The following is a 22,641-nucleotide window of genomic DNA, read 5'->3' on the forward strand; positions in this document are numbered from 1 at the left end:
TGCCGGAGCGCTTACTGCAGGGGAAACAGATTCAACAATCCATCCAGGCCGACCACGTTGAACGCAACGTCGGCCTGCGCCTGCACGATGGGCTTGGCGCGGAACGCCACCGACAGGCCTGCCACGCCCATCATCTTCAGGTCGTTCGAGCCGTCGCCCATGGCGATGGCGTTGTGCGGCGACACGCCCAGCTCCTGGCAGAACGCTTTGAGCGTCTGCGCCTTCACCTCCGCATTGACGATCTCGCCGAGCACGCGGCCGGTCAGCTTGCCATCGACGATTTCCAGCGTGTTGGCGCGCGTACGGTCCAGGCCCAGGCGCTCCTGCAGGCGCGAGGTGAAGAACTCGAAGCCGCCCGACACCAGCAGCGTGCGGATGCCCAATGCCTGCACGGCTTTGAGCATTTTCTCGGCACCCAGCGAGAGTTGCAGGCGCTCAGCATAGACGCGCTCCAGCACATTCGCATCCAGGCCCTTGAGCAGCTCAACACGACGCGTCAGGCTCTCGTTGAAATCCTTGATCTCGCCACGCATCGACGCTTCCGTGATGGCGGCTACCTGTGGCTTGAGCCCGCAGAAGTCTGCAATTTCGTCGATGCACTCGATGGTGATGAGCGTGGAATCCATGTCCATCGCCAGCACGCGGAAATCGCCAGACGTCCATTCGTCAGGAATCCATGCGTAGTCCATCTTGAGGTTGGCGCAGATGGCGTCGAGCTGGACGCGCAATTCGCTGGGCAATTCGTGCACCCACTCGATGGCGGCGACGTTGGGCGCGCGCATCTCGTAGGTGGCGCTGCCGAACAGGCTGCGGACGGATTCAATGTCGCCGGTGGACAGCGGCGACAGGCTTTGCAGAATGACGGGCATGGAATGACGAGAAGAGGGGGGGGCGGGCAATTCGGTGCCGGGGAAGCTCGCTATTGTAGCGAACGCCCCGACCGGATACGCCCCGCCCAAAGGTGAGGCGTCGGTGTCCAAGCATCAGGCGGACGCGGTCTCGATCATCAGGCTGCGTGCCACCTTGGCGAGAAAGCGGTCGCAGGCGTCGAGCTGGGCGAGTTCAACGTATTCGTTGGCTTTGTGCGCCTGCTCGATGTTGCCCGGTCCGCACAGCACGGCCGGAATGCCTGCGCGCTGAAACAGACCGGCCTCGGTGCCGTAGGCGACCTTGCGCTTGTCGTTGTCTTCGGTCAGCACGCGCACGAGTTGCGTGATGGCGGCCTGTTCCGACGCGTCGAGCGATGGCGCAGCAGCAATCTCGTCGAGTTCGATGCGGGCATCCGGATGCTCGCGCTGCATGGCAGGCTCGATGGTCTCGCGCACGTAGTGCTCGACGCGCGCGCGTATGGCCGGTGCATCCACGCCCGGCAGGTTGCGGAATTCAAACACCAGCTCGCACAGTGCCGGGATGGTGTTCAGCGCAATACCGCCGTTGATGAGGCCGGTCGATGCCGTGGTGAACGGCACGTCAAACGCGTCATCGAACGGGCCTTTGGCGCGGAATTCATCGGCCAGATCGCGCACGAAGCAGATGATGCGTGCGGCGTATTCGATGGCGTTCACACCCTGCGGCGTCAGCGACGAATGCGCGGCGCGGCCATGCACGCGGCAGCGGTACGCGTTGATGCCCTTGTGGGCGACGATGGGGCGCATGGAAGTGGGTTCGCCCACGATGCATCCGGCGGGCTTGATGCCGCGCGCAATCAGGTCTTCGATCATGCGCGGGGCGCCCACGCAGCCGACCTCTTCATCGTACGACAGCGCAAGGTGCACCGGCTCACGCAGCTTGGCCTGCAGCAGCGACGGCACCAGCGCCAGCGATGACGCTATGAAGCCTTTCATGTCGCACGTGCCGCGGCCGTAGAGCTTGCCGTCGCGCACTTCTGGCGCGAACGGGTTGCTGTCCCATTTCTGTCCATCGACCGGCACCACATCGGTGTGGCCCGACAGCACGATGCCGCCTTGCATGCTGCCGTTCGCGGCCGGAATGGTGGCAAACAGGTTGGCCTTGTTGCGATCGTCGTTGTGCGAGAGATGCGATTCGAGGCCGACGCCGCGCAGGTAGTCGCGCACGGTTTCGATCAGCGCCAGGTTGGAGCCGCGGCTGGTGGTGTCGAAGCTGACGAGCTTGTGTGTCCAGTCGAGCGTCGAGAATGGGGCGAGGGCGGTGCTCATGATGGTTTCCTTGTTCTGATCGGCTGATCCTACTGGATCACGTCAATTGCCGCATGGCGTGGCGAATGGTCTGCGCCAGCGCGGCGAATTCGGCCGGAATATTCTCGATGCGCAGACGGTCTTGCCCGGCCAGCTTGATCTGCCGGTTCTTCTGCACCAGATCGATGATCTTGATGGCGTCGACGGGCGGGTTCGGCACGAACTGCAGCGTGACGGCGTTCGTGCCTGTGTCGATCTTGCGGATGCCCAGCGGCGCCGCCGCAATGCGCAGCCGGTGCGTTTCGATGAGCGACTGCGCCTGCGGCGGCAGCTTGCCGAAACGGTCGATCAGCTCTTCCTGGATGTTGTCGATGGTGTCGCCGCTTTCGCAGTTGGCCAGGCGCTTGTAGAGCGACAGGCGCTCTTGCACGTCGCCGCAATAGTCCTGCGGCAGCAGGGCGGGTGTGCCGAGGTTGATCTCGGTGGTGGCCGCCAGCGGCGCCATCAGATCGGGCTCCTTGCCGGCCTTGAGCGACTTCACCGCCTGGTTGAGCATGTCGGTGTAGAGCTGGAAACCGATCTCGGAGATTTCGCCCGATTGCTTGTCGCCCAGCACCTCGCCCGCACCGCGAATTTCAAGATCGTGCATCGCCAGATAGAAGCCCGCACCGAGCTCTTCCATCTGCTGAATGGCTTCGAGCCGGCGCTGCGCCTGCTTGGTCAGGCCATCCACGTCGTGCACCAGCAAGTACGCATACGCCTGATGGTGCGAACGCCCGACGCGGCCGCGCAACTGGTGCAACTGCGCAAGGCCGAACTTGTCGGCGCGGTGGATCAGGATCGTATTGGCGGTCGGCACGTCGATGCCGGTTTCGATGATGGTCGTGCACAGCAGGATGTTGGCGCGCTGGGCAACGAAATCGCGCATCACGCGCTCCAGCTCGCGCTCATGCATCTGGCCGTGAGCGACCACCACGCGCGCTTCCGGAATCAACTCTTCGAGCTTGGCGCGCTTGTTCTCGATGGTCTCGACCTCGTTGTGCAGGAAGTAGACCTGGCCGCCGCGCTTGAGCTCGCGCAGGATGGCCTCGCGCAGTACGCCATCTTCTTCGCGGCGCAGGAAAGTCTTGATCGCCAGCCGCTTCTGCGGCGCAGTCGCAATAACGGAGAAATCGCGCAGGCCCTCCAGCGCCATGCCCAGCGTGCGCGGGATCGGCGTGGCGGTGAGCGTGAGCACGTCCACCTCGGCGCGCAGCGTTTTGAGCGCTTCTTTCTGACGCACGCCAAAGCGGTGTTCCTCATCGATGATGACGAGCCCCAAGCGGTCGAATTTCACATCCGGCGAAAGCAGCTTGTGCGTGCCGATCACGATGTCGATGGTGCCGGCGTTGATGGCTTCGACGGCGCCGTCGATCTCTTTCTTGTTCTTGAAGCGCGAGATTTCGGCAATGCGTACGGGCCAATCGGCAAAGCGGTCGACCAGCGTCTGGTAGTGCTGCTCGGCCAGCAGCGTGGTAGGCGCGAGGATGGCGACCTGCTTGCCGCCCATTACCGCTACAAATGCGGCGCGCAAGGCGACTTCAGTTTTGCCGAAGCCGACGTCGCCGCAGACCAGGCGGTCCATCGGCTTGCCCGATGTCATGTCAGCGATGACCGCGGCGATGGCGGCGGCCTGGTCGGGCGTTTCTTCAAAGCCGAAGCTCTCGGCAAACGTGGCGTAATCGTCAGGCGTGAGCGGGAAGGCGAAGCCCTGGCGCAGCGCGCGGCGCGCATAGAGGTTCAGCAGTTCAGCCGCTGTATCGCGGATCTGTTGCGCCGCTTTGCGCTTGGCCTTTTCCCACTGGCCCGAACCGAGCGAATGCAGCGGCGCGGTTTCGGGATCGGCACCCGAATAGCGCGAGATCACGTGCAACTGGTGTACCGGCACGTAAAGCTTGCTGCCCTTGTCGTAGTCGAGGTGCAGGAATTCTTCCTCGCCGTTGCCCATGTCGATGGACACCAGCCCCTGATAGCGGCCGATGCCGTGTTCGCTGTGCACCACCGGGTCGCCGATTTTCAACTCAGCCAGGTCGCGCACCATGGAATCAACGGCCGTGGCCTGCTCCTGCTTGCGGCGACCGGCGCGGCGCACGGTTTGCGCGTACAACTCGGTCTCGGTGATGAGGGCGATCCGTTCGTCTCCGAGGATGAAGCCCTGGTACAGCGGTGCGACACCCAGCACGAACTGGGCGTCACTGCTCATCAGGTCGGCGTAGTCGGCCACACCTTCGGGGTGCAGGCCGCTGGCGGCGAACATTTGCGCGAGCGTTTCGCGGCGGCCGGCGGATTCTGCGCAGATCATCACGCGGCAATTGCCGCGCATCAGGAACGATTCGAGATTGACCAGTGGGTCTTCTGCGCGGCGATTGACGGCCACGTTGGGCAGCGGCAGCGACAGCGGTGCATCACCGGGCTCGGCGTGCAACACGAGGCGCGCATGTGGCTTGGCCGCCACGAAAAACGCTTCTTCATCCAGGTACAACGCAGACGGCTGCAGCAGCGGCCGCTCGCGGTCGTGCCGCATGAAGTTGTAGCGCTGTGTGGTGTCGGCCCAGAAGCGGCGCACCGCGCCTTCAATATCGCCGACGAAGGCGAGGTGCGTGGCGCCCGGCAGGTAGTCGAACAGCGTGGCGGTGTCTTCGAAGAACAGCGGCAGGTAGTACTCGATACCCGCGCTCGGTACGCCGTTGCCAATGTCCTTGTAGATGGGCGAGCGCGTCGGGTCGCCTTCAAATACTTCGCGCCAGCGGCCGCGGAAGGCGGTGCGCGAGGCCTCGTCCATCGGGAATTCTCGACCCGGCAGCAGGCGAACTTCGTTCACCGGGTAGAGGCTGCGTTGCGTGTCGGGATCGAACGAGCGGATGGTCTCGATCTCGTCACCGAACAGGTCGAGGCGGTACGGCAGCGGCGAGCCCATCGGGAAGAGGTCGATCAGGCCGCCACGCACCGAGTATTCGCCCGGGCGCATCACGGCACTCACGTGCTCGTAGCCGGCCAGGGTGAACTGCGCTTTCAATGCGGCTTCGTCGAGCTTTTCGCCTTTCTTGAAGAAGAACGTGTAGGCGGCCAGAAACGAAGGCGGTGCCACGCGCTGCAAGGCTGTCGATGCGGGCACCAGCAGGATGTCGCATGCGCCGTTCTGCAGATCGTGCAGTGTTGCCAGCCGCTCGGAGATCAAGTCCTGGTGCGGCGAGAAATTGTCGTACGGCAGCGTTTCCCAGTCTGGCAGCAGTTTCACGCGCGCCTGCGGAGCAAACCAGCGCAGTTCTTCAGCCAGGCGCTGCGCATCAACGGCATTGGCGCAGACCACCGCCAGCATCGGCACGGCCGCGCGATGCTGCTCCAGGTAGCGCGCAAGCAGCAGGGCATCTGCCGCGCCTTGCAGGCCGCTGAAGACGAAGCGCGAGCCCGGTTTGACGGCGGGCAGGGCAGAGAGCGAAAAATCGGACATGAGGCGTCAGGTTTTGTGGGGCACGACGGCAAGGCAAAGCACGACACCCCGCCGGCATGTGCAGGCGGGGTGTCGTGACGCAGGCCGCTATTATAAAATCCGCGCCAGCCGCGCGCTTGGCTGGCGCCAAAATCCAAGCAAATGCTGCGCCAACATCCTTTTTTCCGCTTTTCATGCCGATTTCTCACCCTGGTCGACGCCGTTTTGCGCTGATTCCCTCGGCCGGCGCTGGCTCGCGCGCCGGCGGCGATTTGCCCAAGCAGTATCGGGTGATTGCCGGCCGGCCGATGCTGTGGCACACGGCACAGGCGTTTCTGGCCAGTCCTGAAATTGATACTGTGCTTGTCGTGACGACGCCCGGCGTACAGCCGCTCGCCCAGCGTTTTGCCAATGGCGGTTTTGACGCGCCCAAGCTGGTGGAAGTCGATTGCGGCGGAGATTCGCGTCACGCATCGGTCACGCACGGGTTGGCGGCCTTACGTGGCATGGGTGCGCATGATGACGACTGGGTGCTCGTGCACGATGCGGCGCGCCCCGGCCTGACCCCCGCGCTGATCGCTCGTTTGGTTACTGCGGTGGAGGCGGAGGGCACACAGGCTGTGGGTGGCATCCTCGCGCTGCCGGTGGCCGACACGCTCAAGCGCGCCGACGCGGCGCAGCATATCAGTGCCACTTTGCAGCGCGACGGCCTGTGGCAAGCGCAGACGCCGCAGATGTTCCCGCTTGGTCTGCTGGAGCGCGCCCTGCGGGAGGCACTCGTGCAGCATCGCATCGTCACTGACGAGGCCAGCGCCATTGAAGCCGCTGGCCATCCGCCGTTGCTTGTGCCGGGTGCGCTGCGCAACTTCAAGGTGACGTATCCCGACGATTTCGCGCTCGCAGAGGCCATCCTCGCGCGGGCGAGCCATGACTGAGAGAGACAGCATGAACTGGATGGACATTCGCATCGGCCAGGGCTATGACGTGCACGCACTGGTGGAAGGCCGCAAGCTGATCCTCGGTGGTGTGGAGATTGCGCACACGCGCGGTCTGCTCGGCCATTCCGATGCTGACGCGCTGCTGCATGCGATTACCGATGCGCTGTTCGGCGCCGCTGGCCTGGGCGACATCGGCCGGCATTTTCCCGACACCGATCCGGCTTTTGCGGGCGCCGACAGCCGCGTCCTCTTGCGCGAGGCCGTGCATCGCGTGCGCAAGGCTGGCTACGCGGTCGGCAATGTCGATGCGACGGTCATCGCGCAGAAACCGAAACTCGCGCCACACGTGCCGGGCATGGTCGCCAACCTGGCGGAAGACCTGGGCATCGCGCCCGAGCGTTGCAACGTCAAGGCCAAAACCAACGAGAAGCTCGGTTTCGAGGGCAAGGAAGAGGGCATCGTGGCGCAGGCCGTTGTGCTGATCTATCGCTCGGAAGCCGCCGATCAGGACTGAGTTTTCTCCGTTCTCGCACCCCGAAAAACGGCAACGCCGAGGCGATCGGCGGTGCCGTTTTCGTTTGTGGAATCGGCGCAGCTATTCAGCAGCAATAACCTGCGCCGCCGCGTTGATGACGGCCGCGATGCGACCAACATCTCGCAGTTGCTGCGTGCTCATGCCCTGGTGGTTCTTGAGCAAGTCATAGTGCGATTTGATGCAGAAATGGCACTTCCCGATGATGGAAGCAGCCAGGGCATACATCTCGAAGCGGCGCTTGTCGACACCACCGTTGTTGGCATAGGCGTTCATGCGCAGTTCCGCCTTTTGCTGCGAGAGGTCAGAGTCGTCGGCCATCTCAACGTACGGATACCAAACGGTGTTCATGCCCATCAGCGCTGCGGCGGTCAGCGCACCGTTCACCTCCTCGGGCGACAGCACTCCCGCATTGCGGATGGCGTCTGTCAGCACCTTGCTCTTGGTTGCAAAGGCGGCTGCCAGTGCCACGCCCACCGCATCGTTGCCCTCCAGTGAGGAGCGCGCGATCGTGCCGTCCAGGTTCAGGCGGATGTCCTTGGCGTAGTCGGGAATCCGGCTTTTGATCGTCTGCAAAAATTCCATCGGTTTCTCCTGTCAGCGGTTGCTGAAAGAGAAAGCCCGCGCAAGGGCGGGCTTCGGGTTCGGAGGACGCTGCCTGGCCGTTACAGCGTGGCGCCGCCAACCGCGCGGTTGCAGGGGCACAGCTCGTCCGTCTGCAGGCCGTCGAGAATGCGCAGCACCTCGTCCGGATTGCGGCCCACGTTCAGGTTATTGACCGACACGTGCTGGATCACGTTGTCCGGATCAACGATGAAGGTGGCGCGCAGCGCAACGCCGGCCTCGTGCTCGCGCACGCCGAGCTGATCGATCAGCGCACCGGTCGAGTCGGCGAACGACCACTGGTTGAGCTTGTTCAGATCCTTGTGCTCGCGACGCCATGCGAGCTTGACGAATTCATTGTCGGTCGAGCCACCGAGCACGATGGTGTCGCGGTCGGCAAAGTCGTCGTTCAGTTTGGCAAAGGCAACGATCTCGGTCGGGCACACAAAGGTGAAATCCTTCGGATAGAAGAAGATGACCTTCCACTTGCCCGGGAACGAGGTTTCGTTGATGTCTTCGAACGCCGACTGGCCGTTTTCCTCGTGATTGTTGAACCCCGGCTTGACGCCAACGACCTTGAACGGTTCGAGCTTGTCACCAATGGTCTTCATGAGCTTCTCCTGGAGTTGTGTGGCAATGGGCGCAAAACCCAAACGGGGACATGCAAACACACGCTCGCCGGCCGTCCGGGTCCAGTTTGGGGGGGCAGGTCGCTCGAACGGAAACGAAGAACGCGCAGGCGCGCAGCCTGGCGGCTGGAGTATTGACGATGCATTCGAAACCGGCCAATTGATATTCTCAACGCCGGCCATAGCGCCGCCTGCTGCACCACCTTATCGGCGACACATGACAGACGTGGGAAGCAGAGCATGTGCCCAGACGTGGGGCGTGTGCGGTATCAGGCGCGCGCGTAGCAGGCGCTGACGAGAAGCCCCGTTTCGGGCGGTGTGCGGTTCTCAAGCACAAGGCGGCCGCCACTGCGCTGCAAGATGCGATTGACGATCGACATGCCCAGTCCGGCCCCCTTGGCTTCGCTGCGCGCCGATTCGAGCCGGTAGAACGGCCGCGTGAGCAGCGCAAGCTGATCTGTCGGCACACCCGCACCACGATCGGCCACGCACAACACAACTTCGTTGCCTTGAAGGAGCGTGCTGACGGTGATGTCCGCGCGGTTCGTGCCGGGCGTCTTCCCGTAACGGCGCGCGTTTTCGATCAGGTTGTCGAGAATGCGCTGCGTTTCCATGCGGTTGCAGCGGGCGATGGCTTCGGGCGCGAGCTTGAGCGTGAGGTCAATATCATCGTGCGCAGAGTAGACGGGCGCCGTGTCGCGCACCAGTTCGGTCAGGTCCACCTCTTCGAGCATCTCACCGCTTGGGCGCGCGTAGTCCAGGAACTGGCCGATGATGGCGTCCATCTGTTCGATGTCGGCCACCATCAACTCGCGCGTTGGCTCGTCGACGGGGCTCATTTCAGTTTCCAGGCGCAGGCGCGTGAGCGGCGTGCGCAAGTCGTGCGAGATGCCAGCAAGCATGACTGCGCGATCGGCTTCAAGCTGCTTCAAGTCGCGCACCATCTGGTTGAAGCTGTGATTTGCCTGCGCCACTTCGGTGCCACCGGCCTCGGGCAGTGATTTCGGATCGTCACCCGCGCTGATGGCGCGGGCCGTATCGGCCAGGCGCTTGAGCGGCTGGTTCACCCGTGACGTAATGAACGCCGCGCCCAGCACCGATAGCACCAGCGCCGCCATCGACCACCACAGCCACTGCAGCCCAGGCACGTGCTCAAAGCGATCCGGGCTAATGGCAACCCAGTAGTCGTCGCCCTCGATCTGGAAGCTCACCCACACGCCCGGGATGTCGTTGACCGCCGTGGCGATCACTGTGTCCTTGCCCAGCCGGTTACGGATTTCCTGCTGGACGAGTTGCGTCAGATACGGGTTGGTGTGCGGTTCACGGTATTCGTCTTCTTTCTCGCGCGGGTAGACCTTGATGCCCTCGTTCTGCACGAGATCGAGCAGCAGGAAGCGACGTCGCGTCGGGTCGGAATACAGCAGCGCCGCCCGCGTGAGCTTGACCACGCTGACCACCTGCATGGCGATCTGCTGCGCGCGCGGTTCGCGCTCGAAAATACGGAAGCTCTGGAACCACACGCCCAGAGAGATCGCGATAAGCAATGCGATCAGCATGAAGGTTCGCCAGAACAGCGAACCAAACACACTGATCAGCAGACGCCGCAACGCGGCCGGACGCGGGATGCGCAAGTCGGATGCGGAAAAAGAGGGTTGCTCGGGTGCCTACTTGGCGCCGTCGGGAATGAACACGTAGCCCAGGCCCCACACGGTCTGGATGAAGCGGGGGGTGCTGGCGTCGGGTTCAATCAGCTTGCGCAAGCGTGAGATCTGCACGTCAAGGCTGCGATCGAACACTTCGTATTCGCGGCCGCGGGCCATTTCCATGAGCTTTTCGCGCGATAGGGGTTGGCGCGGATGGCGTGCAAACACCTTGAGCACGGAGAATTCGCCCGTCGTGAGCGTGATCTCTTCGTCGTTTTTCTTGAGTGTGCGCGTGGCCAGGTTGAGCACGAAATCGCCAAAGGCGAAGGTTTCCGGCGTTTCCGACGGCGCACCAGGGATTTCCGCCGGACCGCGGCGGCGCAGCACGGCGTGGATGCGCGCGATCAGCTCGCGCGGGTTGAAGGGCTTGGGCAGGTAATCGTCGGCGCCCATTTCGAGGCCGACAATACGGTCCACATCTTCGCCCTTGGCGGTGAGCATGATGATAGGCGTCTGATCATTCGCACCGCGCAGGCGGCGGCAGATCGACAGGCCGTCTTCACCCGGCATCATCAGGTCGAGCACGAGCAGGTCGAAGCGCTCGCGCAGCCACAGTTTGTTCATGGCCGTGGCATTTTCCGCCACCAGCACGGTGAAGCCCTGTTCTCCCAGGTAGCGGCGCAGCAGATCGCGCAGGCGGGGGTCGTCATCGACGACGAGAATCTTTTGACCGGAATTTTCCATGGCGCTAATGGTAACGACAAAAACATGGGCCCAATGGACAGCAGAAGGCAGTAAAAGCCCAATTGAAACAGACGGTTACATTATTTACCGAGTCCCGCGAACAGTCTGTAGGACGTGCAGCTACACTGCCTTGGCAGTTCCTCGCAATGGTTTGGGGTCTGTCGACCCCCGCGGAGGGGACTGGCGTGCAATGCGGTTGCTTGTTATCGATTGTCGCGCAATGATGCATGGCGCATCGGTTTCCAGCAACAAAGACGTGGCTTCTCAACTCCCTTTTTCGAATCGCTCAGTGATGTTTCGGCGGCGCATGGCGCTGTTGACCTGTGTTCTTGCCCTCTGTGCGGCCGGCTCGCCGGCGCATGCGCGTGGCGAACGCGGTGGCTTGGGCGGATTTGGCGGTTTTTTTGGCGGCGGGCATGCGATGCAGGCCGGCGCACAGGAAAAAAAGGGCGGGCAGGGTCCGGCGCGCGGCCATGGCAGCGAAGAGCGTAGCCGTCGTGCCGCTGCGATGGAAAACCGCCGTGGCGAGAGTGCTGATCGTCAATCTCCGCAGCGCAAGCTGTCTCCCGAGGAACGCAAGCAATTGCGTCAGAACATCTATGACGTCACGCGGGACATCTACCACCGTGGCGGCTAGGTAGGCCCAGGGAGAACAGCGCGTGAGTTGCTGCCCCCGGCAAAACAGTAGGGTCGATTTGGGGGACCGACATGCGAATCCGTAGCACCACGATCTTCTTGGCGCTGGCCGCCGCCGGCGCGCTTTCAGTGTCATTGCAGAGCGCGCACGCGGCAACACAGGACAAGCCGCATCGCCATACCACGCAAGCCAAGGCGCCTGCCGCCGACGAGCAGCGACTGGATCGCGACGATGCGCGTTATTTCCTCACCCGCATCGGCTTTGCGCCTTCCGAGAGCGAACTCGATGCCTACGCCGGGCTCACGCACCGGGAAGCCGTCGACCGCGCGCTTGCCCAGACGGGCACTGTTGCCACGCAGGCGCCGCCTGCGTGGGTGAACGATCCGATCGTCCCCTACAACAAGCTGCCCGATGAAGATGCCCGCAAGGCCGCGCGCCAGAAGAACGCGGCGCACGAGCTTGAACTGCGTGCCTGGTGGATGGGCGAAATGATCAAGACGCCGTCGCCGCTGACCGAGCGCATGACGCTGTTCTGGCATAACCATTTCGTTTCCAGCTCGCAGAAGGTGCCGTTTGCACAGTTGATGTATCGGCAGAACGCACTGCTGCGCCAGAACGCGGTGGGCAACTTCGGCACCATGCTGCACGCCATCGGCAAAGACCCGGCCATGCTGATCTATCTGGATGGCGCCGAGAGCCGCAAGGGCAAGCCAAACGAGAACTTCGCGCGTGAGGTGATGGAGCTGTTCACGCTGGGGGAGGGCCACTACACCGAACAGGACATCAAGGAAGCAGCGCGCACCTATACCGGCTGGAGCATCGACCGCGAGCACGATTTCGCCTACGTCTGGCGCCCGCAGATTCACGATGCCGGCACGAAGACGGTGTTCGGCCAGAGCGGCGACTACGATGGCGACCAGATGCTCGACATTTTGCTGTCTCGCCCCGAGACGGCCACCTTCATCGTCACCAAGCTCTGGCGCGAGTTTGTTTCCGCTGACGTGGATGTGGCACAAGAGCAGCGCGTGGCCGACGCGTTTCGCGCAAGCGGCTACGACATCAAGGTGGCGTTGCGTGGGCTGTTTCTGACGCCGGCGTTCTGGGCGCCGCAATCGCACGCGACGCTGGTGAAATCGCCGGTAGAGATGATTGTCGGCACGCTCAAGCAGTTCAACGTGCAGTACACCGATCCGACGCCGTTTGCGATCAAATCTGCCCAGCTTGGGCAGAACCTGCTGGCGCCGCCCAACGTGAAGGGCTGGCCCGGTGGCGATGCGTGGATCAATTCGACCACGCTGCTTGGGCGCAAGCAGTTTCTCGATCAACTCTTCCGCTCGACCGAGATGAAAGCGCCCTCCGCACGGGCGCAACAGCAACAGAAGCCCGGCATGATGATGACCGCAATGCGCGAAGACCTGAAGCAGGGCGGCAACGTGCAGGGTCTGGGCCAGGCGCTCAAGGGCATGGGGCAGGAAGGCCGCTTCAAGCTTGCGCAGTCGCAGACCATGGTGTCGTTCAACTCGGCCAAGTGGCTTGCGCAGTTCGGTGCGGATGGGGATGAGCCACCGCAACTCGCGCCGCGCATTTCGATCCAGCGCGCGGTATTGCCGATCGAGCCGACTGCGCCGATCCCCGTCAAGCTGGCTGGTACGGCGTACCTGCGCACGCTGATGATGGACCCGGCTTATCAGTTGAAGTAACGCCATCTCTGCGGGAGCACACATCATGGAACGACGCGATTTTCTGAAGGCTGGCGCCATGCTTGGCATGGGTGGTGCAGTACCGGGGATTGTTTTTGCGCAGGGCCAACGGGATCAAGGCGGGCGCCAGGGCTACGGCAACCTGCTCATCCTGATCGAACTCAAGGGCGGCAACGACGGGTTGAACACTGTGGTGCCGTACACGAGCGCGCAGTATTACGCGTTGCGTCCGCGCATCGCCATCAAGCGCGAACAGGTGCTGCAACTGGATGACCGCTACGGCTTGCATCCGTCTTTGCAGGCGATGATGCCGCTGTGGCAAGCGGGTGAATTGTCGGTCGTGCAGGGGCTGTCGTATCCGCAGCCGAATCTTTCGCACTTCCGCTCGATTGAGATCTGGGATACGGCGTCGCGCTCCGACCAGTATTTGCGCGAAGGCTGGCTGACGCGCGCATTTGCCGCGCGGCCAGTGCCGGCGTCGTTTGGTGCTGATGGCGTGATCATCGGCAGCGCTGATCTTGGCCCCCTTGATGGCGGCGCACGCGCCGTAGCGCTGGCCAATCCCGACGCGTTCCTTAACGAAGCGAAGCTGGCGATGCCGTCCCATGCGATGGGCAACGCCACGCTCGCCCACGTGCTGAAGGTTGAGGCGGATATCGTCAAGGCTGCCGATGGGCTGCGCCCGAAGTCGGGCAAGTTCGCATTCCAGACGCACTTTCCCGATGGCGGTTTCGGCAATTCGATCAAGGCGGCAATGCAGGTTGTAGCGGCGCCGGGGCGTGGCGGTGCGGATGTGGCTGTGGTGTGCCTGTCGCTGGGCAGCTTTGATACGCATACCAACCAGCAGGGCACGCAGGCGAACTTGCTGCGCCAGTTGGGTGAGGGCGTGGCTTCGCTCAAGAGCGCATTGACGGAACTTGGCCGTTGGAATGACACGCTGATTGTCACGTACTCCGAGTTCGGCCGCCGCCCGCGCGAGAACCTGAACAACGGTACCGATCATGGGACCGCCGCTGCCCATTTCGTGGCGGGGGGGCGCGTGAAGGGCGGACTGGCCGGACAAGGGCCGGTGCTGGAGCGCCTGGATGGCGGCGGCAATCTCGCCCCGTCGATCGACTTCCGCTCGCTCTACGCCACGGTGCTGGAGCGTTGGTGGGGAATGGATTCCCAATCGGTGCTGGCCGGCCGGTTTGCGCCGCTGGATCTCATCAAAACCTGATTTACGTCTTTCGGGCGGGTGCTGACCATGCTTTGCGGTCCCCAGTATTCTGATTGCCCGAAGGCGTTTGTCGACTTCCCGGGGATCGATCAGTCGAGCCTCTTCGGCACGGCCTGGGCTTCTCAGTCAGGCGCGTCAGGCGCGGATCTGCGTCTTCCAGGCAAGCCATAGCTTGCGCAGCGGCGTGAGGTCCGTCCGCTGCGTGAGCACCTGGAAGCCGTCGGCCTCTACCTCATCGAGCAGGCGCATGGCCAGTACGCCGCGGATCAGCGCCGAACGCTGCGCGCGGCGATCTTCGGCCGGCAGCGCGGCCAGCGCTTCCTTGTACGTCGCACGGGCCCGTTCCGCCTGAAACGCCATCAACGGCTTGAACCCTTCTGCATAGCGGCGGTTGAATAGATCGGCCGCCGGTACGTTGAAGCGCTGCAGCTCGTCCACGGGAATGTAGACGCGGTTGTGGCGCACGTCTTCGCCCAAGTTGCGGATGAAGTGGGCGAGTTGTTCGGCCAGCGCCATCAACCGCGCAAATTCTAGCGTGCGTGCGTGCGTGTGTCCGGCAATGCGCGCGGTCAGCCGGCCTGCCACGCCTGCCACCTGATCGCCGTGGCGGCGCAGGTTGGGCCAATCCAGATAACGGTTCTGCATGGCGTCAGCCTCGACGCCCGCCAGCAGCTCTCCCAGATGCACGGCGCCGATATCGTAAGTGGCCAGGTGCGGCTGCAATGCCTTGGCCGCCGGGTGCTCGGGACGGCCCTCGAAGAGCCGGGCCAGCTCTTGCCGCCACCATTGCAGCTTCGATTGCACGACCGCCGGATCGCTCGCGTCGCGCACAGCGTCTTCCAGCTCGCGGCGCACGGCTTCCAGGGCGATGGTCGCGCGGCGGCGCTCGGGCGCCAGAAACAATACGCTGTAGTACACGTCGCTGCCGGGCGGGGCGGCCTTGTCGGCGCAGTAATCGTCAGGGGTCACGGAAAGAGCCGTCGCGGTGAGGTTTGAGGCGGGGCGGCCATTCTACAGCGCGTTGCAGTGCAGCATGCTCGTAGCCCTTGCGGCAGCACCTTGCAAGAAAAGTCAATCAGACGCGGCCGTGTCGTTGACCCTGCGCATTGCCGTGGGTATATTACTGACCGGTCAGTTATTTACTGAGAGCGTGTCATGCCAGCGTTGCGTTTGCCGTACCCGCATTCCGACTCCACCGGTTTTTCCGACACGCGGCCGTTGCCGCGCGGGCGTTCATTGTCGATAGCGACATCGGCGGCTTTGCTGACTGGCGCCGTGCTACTGGCCGGCTGCAGCAAGGAAGCGCCCAAGGCGCCCGATGTGCGCCCCGTGCGCACCATGACCGTCACCAGCGAGCAGGGTGCCGGCACGGCGGAATTCTCCGGCGACGTGCGGCCGCGCATTGAATCGCGCCTGGGCTTCCGCGTGCCGGGCAAGATCGTCGCCCGTCTGGTGGACGTGGGTGCGACAGTCAAGAAAGGCCAAGTGCTCGCGCGGCTGGACCCGACCGATCTGGCCCTCGCCCAGCAATCGGCTCAGGCCCAGTTGTCTGCGGCCAAGACCGACCGCGATCTGGCTGCGGCTGACCTCAAACGTTATTCCGAACTATTCGCCAAGGGCTTCATCAGTGCGGCCGAGCAGCAACGCCATCAAGCCAACTACGACGGCGCACGGGCTCGCTACGATCAAGCAGCGGCCGGGTATCGCAACCAAGCCAATCAAGCCGGATATGCCACGCTCGAAGCCGACGCCGATGGCGTTGTGACGGGCGTTGATGCCGAAGTCGGGCAAGTGGTATCTGCCGGCCAGCCGGTTGTACGCGTTGCGCAGACGGCTGAAAAGGAAGTCGTGGTCGGCATTCCGGAAGACCAGGTGGATACGCTGCGCAAATCGCCCCAAGTGAGCGTCAAGCTGTGGGCCGATCAGTCGCGCAGCATCCCGGCCAAGGTGCGTGAAATTGCACCAGCGGCCGACCCGCTCACGCGCACGTACACCGTGAAAATTTCGGTACCGAACCCGCCGCCTGAGCTGAAGCTGGGCATGACGGCCGTGGCGACCTTCGTGCGCCCTGGCGGCGGTGACAGCGGCGGCATGGGCGTACGCGTGCCGATCAGCGCGCTGCTGCAGGATCAAGGCAAGAGCGTGGTGTGGCTGTACGACGCTGCATCACAAACGGTCAAGCCTGTGCCGGTGACGGTGGGCGCGCCGCGCGACAACGTGCTGCTGGTGACGAGCGGGCTCCAGCCCGGCCAGACCATCGTGACCGCCGGTGTGCATCTGCTCAAGGCCGGCCAGAAGGTGATGCCGATGGCACCGGCCGATCAGCCGTCGGCGCAGTCCGCTATCACGCCGCGCCGGTAAGCCACGGCTTCCGCCCAACACGCCAACCTTCGCGCGTATGGAACATTCCCGTTTCAACCTGTCACGCTGGGCGCTTGAACACCAACCGCTCACGCGCTTCTTGCTGGTGGCGCTGTTGCTCGGCGGCATCTTTGCGTATTCCAAACTGGGGCAGGACGAAGACCCGCCCTTCACCTTCCGCGCGATGGTGGTGCAGGCTTTCTGGCCTGGCGCCACGGCCGAGCAGATGTCGCGCCAGGTGACCGACAAAATCGAGAAGGCGCTGCAGGAGGTGCCGTACGCTTGGAAGATCCGCAGCTACTCCAAGCCCGGCGAAACGCTCGTCACCTTCCAGTTGGCCGATACGTCGCCCGCCAAGGAGACGCAACAGCTCTGGTACACCGTGCGCAAGAAGGTGGGCGATATCGCGCCAACGTTGCCGCAGGGTGTTCGCGGGCCGTTCTTTAATGATGATTTCGGTGATGTGTACGGCTCGATCTACGCGCTGTCTGCCGATGGTTTTACGTACCGCCAGCTCAACGACTACGCCGATGCGATTCGCCAGCAGTTGCTGCGCGTGCCCAACGTCGCCAAGGTTGAGCTGCTGGGCGATCAGGACGAGAAGATCTACATCGAGTTCCAGCAGGCGAAGCTCTCGCAGATGGGGCTCGACATCAACAGCATCGCCACGCAGATCAGCCAGCAGAACAACATCGGCCCCAGCGGCGTGCTGGTCACGCCCACCGACAACGTGCAGATCCGCCTGTCGGGCCAGTTCTCGGACATCCGCGATCTGGAGAACCTCACGCTGCGCGGCCCAAGTGGTGCGACGAATATTCGCCTTGGCGACATCGCCACCGTCAAGCACGGCTACATCGACCCGCCGCACGCCAAGATGCGCTTCAACGGCAAGGAGGTGATCGGCCTGGGCATTTCAATGACCAAGGGCGGCGACATCATCACGCTGGGCAAGGATTTGCGCGCCACGGTCGACAAGATCCGCGCGAAGCTGCCCGTGGGCGTTGAGATGGAGCAGGTGCAGAACCAGCCCAAGTCGGTGCAGAACTCGGTGGGCGAGTTCGTGCACGTGCTGATCGAGGCGGTGGTGATCGTGCTGGGCGTGAGCTTTCTCTCGCTCGGTTTGCATACCAAGCCCCGCCTGCGCATCGATGTGTGGCCGGGTCTGGTGGTGGGCCTGACGATTCCGCTGGTGCTGGCGGTGACGTTTCTGTTCATGAACATCTTCGATATCGGCCTGCACAAAATATCGCTCGGCGCGCTGATCATTGCGCTTGGCCTGCTGGTGGACGACGCGATCATCGCGGTCGAGATGATGGTGCGTAAGCTGGAAGAGGGCTTCTCCAAGATGGAGGCCGCCACCTTTGCGTACACCTCCACCGCCATGCCGATGCTGACCGGCACGCTTATCACCGCCACGGGCTTCTTGCCGGTGGGGCTGGCGCGCTCGACAGTAGGCGAGTACACCTTTGGCATTTTTGCGGTGACGGCGCTGGCGCTGGTGCTGTCGTGGTTTGCGGCGGTAGTGTTCGTGCCGTATCTCGGCTTCCTGCTGCTGCGGACCAAGTCGCATGTGGAGGGCGGTGGGCACCACGAACTGTTCGACACGCCGTTCTACAACCGCTTCCGCGGCTGGGTGAACTGGTGCGTCGAATACCGCAAGACGGTGATCGTCATCACGCTGGTGGCGTTCGGGCTGGGCGTGTTCGGCTTCAAATATGTCGAAAAGCAGTTCTTCCCCGATTCCAGCCGCCCCGAGCTGATGGTGGAGCTATGGCTGCCGGAAGGCTCCAGCTTTAACCAGACCGAAGCCGAGGCCAAGCGATTTGAAGCGCTGATGCGCAAGGAGCAAAACGTTGACAGCATGACGCTGTTCATCGGCTCCGGTGCGCCGCGCTTCTATCTGCCGCTCGACCAGATTCTTCCGCAGACCAACGTGGCGCAGGCCATCGTCATGCCAAGTTCTCTGGAAGCGCGTGAGGGTGTGCGGCAACACGTTATCGGGTTGCTCAAGTCGCAATTCCCGCATTTGCGCGGCCGCGTGAAGCTGTTGCCGAACGGGCCACCGGTGCCGTATCCGGTGCAGTTCCGCGTGATGGGGCCAGACATTGGCGGGGTACGCAAGATTGCCGATCAGGTCAAGGCCATCATGACCGCCAACCCGAATACCGTGGGCGTGAACGACAACTGGAACGAGAACGTCAAGGTGCTGCGCCTGGACATCGACCAGGACAAGGCGCGCGCGCTGGGCGTGTCGACGGGTTCGATTTCGCAAGTCACGCAGACGGTGATGTCCGGCGCGCCGATCGCCCAGTACCGCGATGGCGACAAGCTGCTCGATATCGTCATGCGGCCACAGGAAGACGAGCGCAACACCCTCGATGCCTTGCAGCGCGTGCAAGTGCCGACCAGCAGTGGCCGCACGGTGCCGCTCACGCAAGTGGCGCGCGTGGGCTTTATGTGGGAGCCTGGCGTGATCTGGCGCGAGAACCGCGATTACGGCATCACCGTGCAGTCTGACGTGGTGGACGGCGTACAGGGCCCGACGGTTACTGCGCAGGTCAACCCGCTGCTCGACAAGATCCGCGCCGATCTGCCGCCCGACTACCAGATCAAGATTGCCGGCGCGGAAGAGGAAAGCGCGAATGCGGGCGCGTCCATCGCTGCACAGATGCCGCTGTGTATCTTCATCATCTTCACGCTGCTGATGCTCCAGTTGCACAGCTTCTCGCGCTCTGTGATGGTGTTCCTGACCGGCCCGCTGGGGTTGATTGGCGCGGCGGCAACGTTGCTGCTGCTGCGCGCGCCGATGGGCTTCGTGGCGCAGCTCGGCATTACCGCGCTGATCGGGATGATCATCCGTAATTCGGTCATTCTGGTGGACCAGATCGAGCAGGACGTGGCAGCGGGTGTGCCGACGTGGAACGCCATTGTTGAGGCGGCGGTGCGACGTTTCCGTCCCATCATCCTGACCGCGGCAGCGGCGGTGCTGGCAATGATCCCGCTGTCGCGCAGCGTGTTCTGGGGCCCGATGGCAGCGGCCATCATGGGTGGCCTGATCATCGCTACGGTGTTGACGCTGCTGTTCTTGCCGGCACTGTATGCAGCGTGGTTCCGCGTCAAACGGCCCGAGGCGCAGGCGGCCGCGCCCACGGTCTGAACTTCACACCGCGACTGCCCGACAGTTTCTGCCGCGGCGGGGATGGAAACCCCCGAACGACTGGGATATAATCGCGGGCTTCCTTTCCGGCGCCCCTGCCAAGGGGCGCCGCGATCCATCCGGCGAGGGTGGCGAAATTGGTAGACGCACCAGGTTTAGGTCCTGACGCCAGCAATGGTGTAGGGGTTCGAGTCCCCTCCCTCGCACCACTTACCTCGTTCCGAGGTGTCTCCAGGCAGCGGCATTACGCATCCGGCGTTCCGAGCGCTTTGTTGATCCGCAACGCTACCAGCGTGCCCACCACGCCTGACAGCAGGTACAGGCTGACGGCTCCGAGCCCGAACAGCGAGGACAGGCCCAGTGCGACCAGCGGCGCAAACGCCGCGCCGAACAGCCAGCCAAAATCGGTTGTCAAGGCCGCACCTGTATAGCGGAACCGGCTCTCGAAATTGGACGTCACCACGCCGGCCGCCTGTCCGTAAGACAGCCCCAGCAGACCGAAGCCCACCAGGATGAAGGTGTCTTGCCCCGCGACACCGCCATCGAGCAGCCAGGGCGCGGCCAGACTAAAGATGCCGATCAATACGGCCATGGCCGCCAATGTGGTGCGCCGGCCGAAGCGGTCTGCAATCAAGCCGGAAATCAGCGTGCCCATGAACGCGATTGCTGCGCCGACGATCTGGACCGTCAGCACCGCTGACACGCTCTGTGTCTTGCGCAATGACACCCAGGACAGCGGAAACACGGTAACCAGATGGAATAGCGCGTAGCTGGCCAGCGCGGCAAAGGCCCCCAGGAAGATGTTGAAACCTTGAGCGTTCACCATCTGCAGGGTGCTGATCGGCTCCAGCTCTTCTTCCTCGAGCAGTTGTGTGTACTCGTGCGTGACCACCAGCCGCAGCCGCGCAAACAGCGCCACCACGTTAATGGCAAAGGCGACGTAAAACGGATAGCGCCAGCCCCAGTCGATGAATTCCTGAAAGCTCAGGCTGGTGTAGAGGAACAGGAACAGCGAACCCGCGATGATGAAGCCGGTTGGCGCGCCCAGTTGCCCCAGCATGGCGTACCAGCCGCGCTTGTTCTCGGGCGCGTTCAATGCCAGCAGCGACGGCAGGCCGTCCCACGAACCGCCAAACGCAATGCCTTGCATGAAACGGAATAACGCCAGCAGGTAGATTGCCGCGTGTCCGATCGACGCGTACGACGGCAGGAACGCAATGCCCACGGTGGCTGTGCCGAGCAGGAACAACGATGCGGTGAGCTTGGTGCTGCGCCCCCATCGGCGCTGGATGCGCATGAACAGCGCCGTGCCGAATGGGCGTCCGATAAAGGCAAAAGAAAAGACCGTAAAGCTGAACAGCAGCCCGGCCAACTCACTGGCAAACGGAAAGTAGACCGTAGGGAAAACCAGCACCGAGGCGATGCCGTAGACGAAGAAATCGAAGTACTCCGACGCCCGCCCGATCACCACGCCGGTGGCGATCTCAGCCGGTGCAACTTCATGGTGTCCTGGTGCCGGAGGCGCAGTGGGCGACGCGCGATGCTGGTGGGTCAGACTTGCCATCGTGGAGTCTCCATCGAGATTCGGGGGAGGGGTGTCGTACGGCGATCAAAAGTCCGTCATCACAAGACCAGAATAGCGCCTAAACTGCAACGACAAGTCGAAAGATCGTTGGGCCACCCCAGCGCGACGTTAACCAAACGCCACTTCCGAGACCCATGCCACGCTTCAATGCAATAGTGACACCCCTTGGAGTTACGGGAAGGTCGCTTTGGCGAGGTGCAGCAATTGCCTTGTTGGTGACCCTCGCAGGTTGTAGCAATGCCGTGCTGTTATCGCCGGCTGGCGATATGGCGGTGCGGCAGCGGGACCTGATCATCATTGCAACGTGCCTGATGTTGCTGATCATCGTGCCCGTGATTTTTCTCACGCTGCTGTTTGCGTGGCGATATCGGGAGAGCGCTGAAAACGCGAACTACAACCCCGACTGGGACCATTCCACCGTGCTGGAACTGGCGATCTGGGCCGCGCCGCTGCTGATCATCATCACGCTCGGTGCCGTCACCTGGGTCAGCACCCATCAACTCGATCCGTATCGGCCGCTGACGCGGCTGGACCAAAGCCGCCCGGTACCCGCGCAGACCAAGCCGCTCACCGTTGAAGTGGTGGCGATGGACTGGAAGTGGCTGTTCGTCTATCCCGAGCAAGGCATTGCCACCGTCAATGAGCTGGCTGCGCCGGTCGACCGCCCGATTGCCTTCCGGATTACGGCTACCACGGTTATGAACGCGTTCTTCGTGCCGTCGCTGGCAGGCATGGTCTATGCGATGCCGGGCATGGAAACCAAGCTTCATGCGGTGATCAACCGGCCCGGCGTCTATGACGGGTTCTCCTCCAACTACAGCGGCGCGGGCTTCTCGCACATGCGATTCAAGTTCCACGGCCTGTCAAATGAAGAATTCGATCGATGGGTTCAGCAGGTCAAGTCCTCGGGCACGCCGCTGTCGAAGGACACCTACCTGAAGTTGGCCAAGCCCAGTGAGAGCGAGCCGGTGCAACGCTACGCAAGCGTGTCTCCCGACCTTTACGACCGCATCCTGAACCGCTGTGTGGATGGTCAGGCATGCCTGGCGGACACCATGGCGAGTAATCGCAACGTGAGGCGCTTCGATCCGTCGGCGGAAATCTGCACCGCGAGCAACACGGCCGATGCCATGCCCATGTTTGCGCCGGATGCGGCCATCAACGACGGTCGAAGGTTGTTGCGGTAGTACACGGCTTCGAGCCCGTTCAGCGTTTTCAGTCTCTTTGACGTTTTTCGCCAACATTGATCGGCCAGAATTGGTCAATAC

17 protein-coding genes and 1 tRNA gene are annotated in these 22,641 nt (G+C 63.0%); 9 read left to right on the plus strand and 9 right to left on the minus strand.

Features of this window, described 5'->3' with window-relative positions; all coding sequences use genetic code 11:
• Nucleotides 1-11 precede the first annotated feature (11 nt).
• The 3 genes from serB to mfd all read right to left on the minus strand — a co-directional run bounded on the left by serB (nt 12) and on the right by mfd (nt 5,646).
• Nucleotides 12-869: a phosphoserine phosphatase SerB gene (serB, locus tag PSUB009319_RS11130; RefSeq protein WP_124382290.1), complete on the minus strand. Its 858-nt coding sequence runs from the start codon at nt 867-869 to the stop codon at nt 12-14.
• Nucleotides 870-983: 114 nt separating this feature from the next.
• Nucleotides 984-2,177 carry an acetylornithine deacetylase gene (argE, locus tag PSUB009319_RS11135; protein ID WP_124382291.1) on the minus strand — a complete coding sequence of 398 codons (1,194 nt, stop codon included), beginning with the start codon at nt 2,175-2,177 and terminating at the stop codon, nt 984-986.
• Between the two features lie 37 nt (nt 2,178-2,214).
• Complete coding sequence (gene mfd / locus PSUB009319_RS11140) at nt 2,215-5,646, minus strand: transcription-repair coupling factor (protein WP_124382292.1); 3,432 nt, start codon at nt 5,644-5,646, stop codon at nt 2,215-2,217.
• A gap of 173 nt (nt 5,647-5,819) precedes the next feature.
• Here mfd and ispD point away from each other — a divergent pair, with 173 nt between their 5' ends.
• Nucleotides 5,820-6,560, plus strand: a complete 741-nt coding sequence (gene ispD / locus PSUB009319_RS11145) for a 2-C-methyl-D-erythritol 4-phosphate cytidylyltransferase (RefSeq protein WP_124382293.1) — start codon at nt 5,820-5,822, stop codon at nt 6,558-6,560.
• Between the two features lie 10 nt (nt 6,561-6,570).
• Nucleotides 6,571-7,077, plus strand: a complete 507-nt coding sequence (ispF, locus tag PSUB009319_RS11150; protein ID WP_124382439.1) for a 2-C-methyl-D-erythritol 2,4-cyclodiphosphate synthase — start codon at nt 6,571-6,573, stop codon at nt 7,075-7,077.
• A gap of 81 nt (nt 7,078-7,158) precedes the next feature.
• Here ispF and PSUB009319_RS11155 read toward each other — a convergent pair whose 3' ends face one another.
• The 4 genes from PSUB009319_RS11155 to ompR all read right to left on the minus strand — a co-directional run bounded on the left by PSUB009319_RS11155 (nt 7,159) and on the right by ompR (nt 10,714).
• Entirely contained in the window at nt 7,159-7,680 is a 522-nt protein-coding gene (locus PSUB009319_RS11155) for a carboxymuconolactone decarboxylase family protein (protein ID WP_124382294.1), read from the minus strand.
• 80 nt (nt 7,681-7,760) lie between these two features.
• The gene (locus PSUB009319_RS11160) at nt 7,761-8,309 is read right to left on the minus strand and encodes a peroxiredoxin (protein ID WP_124382295.1); all 549 of its coding nucleotides are present in this window, start codon (nt 8,307-8,309) and stop codon (nt 7,761-7,763) included.
• 287 nt (nt 8,310-8,596) lie between these two features.
• Nucleotides 8,597-9,958 carry an ATP-binding protein gene (locus PSUB009319_RS11165; protein ID WP_124382296.1) on the minus strand — a complete coding sequence of 454 codons (1,362 nt, stop codon included), beginning with the start codon at nt 9,956-9,958 and terminating at the stop codon, nt 8,597-8,599.
• Between the two features lie 33 nt (nt 9,959-9,991).
• Nucleotides 9,992-10,714: a two-component system response regulator OmpR gene (gene ompR / locus PSUB009319_RS11170; RefSeq protein WP_124382297.1), complete on the minus strand. Its 723-nt coding sequence runs from the start codon at nt 10,712-10,714 to the stop codon at nt 9,992-9,994.
• A 190-nt stretch (nt 10,715-10,904) separates the two neighbouring features.
• Here ompR and PSUB009319_RS11175 point away from each other — a divergent pair, with 190 nt between their 5' ends.
• The 3 genes from PSUB009319_RS11175 (at nt 10,905) to PSUB009319_RS11185 (ending at nt 14,270) form a co-directional block, all read left to right on the plus strand.
• Nucleotides 10,905-11,351 (plus strand): hypothetical protein, encoded by a 447-nt coding sequence (locus PSUB009319_RS11175; protein WP_124382298.1) that lies wholly within the window; start codon nt 10,905-10,907, stop codon nt 11,349-11,351.
• 71 nt (nt 11,352-11,422) lie between these two features.
• The gene (locus PSUB009319_RS11180; protein WP_124382299.1) at nt 11,423-13,051 is read left to right on the plus strand and encodes a DUF1800 family protein; all 1,629 of its coding nucleotides are present in this window, start codon (nt 11,423-11,425) and stop codon (nt 13,049-13,051) included.
• Between the two features lie 25 nt (nt 13,052-13,076).
• The gene (locus tag PSUB009319_RS11185) at nt 13,077-14,270 is read left to right on the plus strand and encodes a DUF1501 domain-containing protein (protein WP_124382300.1); all 1,194 of its coding nucleotides are present in this window, start codon (nt 13,077-13,079) and stop codon (nt 14,268-14,270) included.
• A gap of 135 nt (nt 14,271-14,405) precedes the next feature.
• On the opposite strand, the gene hpnD is transcribed toward PSUB009319_RS11185, so the two are convergent.
• Complete coding sequence (gene hpnD / locus PSUB009319_RS11190; RefSeq protein WP_124382301.1) at nt 14,406-15,239, minus strand: presqualene diphosphate synthase HpnD; 834 nt, start codon at nt 15,237-15,239, stop codon at nt 14,406-14,408.
• 186 nt (nt 15,240-15,425) lie between these two features.
• Between hpnD and PSUB009319_RS11195 the strand changes: the two genes are divergently transcribed.
• The 3 genes from PSUB009319_RS11195 to PSUB009319_RS11205 all read left to right on the plus strand — a co-directional run bounded on the left by PSUB009319_RS11195 (nt 15,426) and on the right by PSUB009319_RS11205 (nt 19,997).
• Nucleotides 15,426-16,631: an efflux RND transporter periplasmic adaptor subunit gene (locus tag PSUB009319_RS11195; protein ID WP_124382302.1), complete on the plus strand. Its 1,206-nt coding sequence runs from the start codon at nt 15,426-15,428 to the stop codon at nt 16,629-16,631.
• Nucleotides 16,632-16,668: 37 nt separating this feature from the next.
• Entirely contained in the window at nt 16,669-19,788 is a 3,120-nt protein-coding gene (locus tag PSUB009319_RS11200) for an efflux RND transporter permease subunit (RefSeq protein ID WP_124382303.1), read from the plus strand.
• A gap of 122 nt (nt 19,789-19,910) precedes the next feature.
• Nucleotides 19,911-19,997 (plus strand) — tRNA-Leu (locus tag PSUB009319_RS11205).
• 35 nt (nt 19,998-20,032) lie between these two features.
• Here the strand turns inward: PSUB009319_RS11205 and PSUB009319_RS11210 are convergent.
• Complete coding sequence (locus PSUB009319_RS11210; protein WP_124382304.1) at nt 20,033-21,352, minus strand: MFS transporter; 1,320 nt, start codon at nt 21,350-21,352, stop codon at nt 20,033-20,035.
• A gap of 155 nt (nt 21,353-21,507) precedes the next feature.
• On the opposite strand from PSUB009319_RS11210, the gene cyoA reads away from it, so the two are divergent.
• Entirely contained in the window at nt 21,508-22,560 is a 1,053-nt protein-coding gene (gene cyoA / locus PSUB009319_RS11215) for a ubiquinol oxidase subunit II (RefSeq protein ID WP_124382305.1), read from the plus strand.
• Nucleotides 22,561-22,641: the final 81 nt, after the last annotated feature.

It is taken from the genome of Ralstonia sp. SET104, from assembly GCF_003851545.1.
In the GTDB taxonomy this organism is placed as follows: domain Bacteria; phylum Pseudomonadota; class Gammaproteobacteria; order Burkholderiales; family Burkholderiaceae; genus Ralstonia.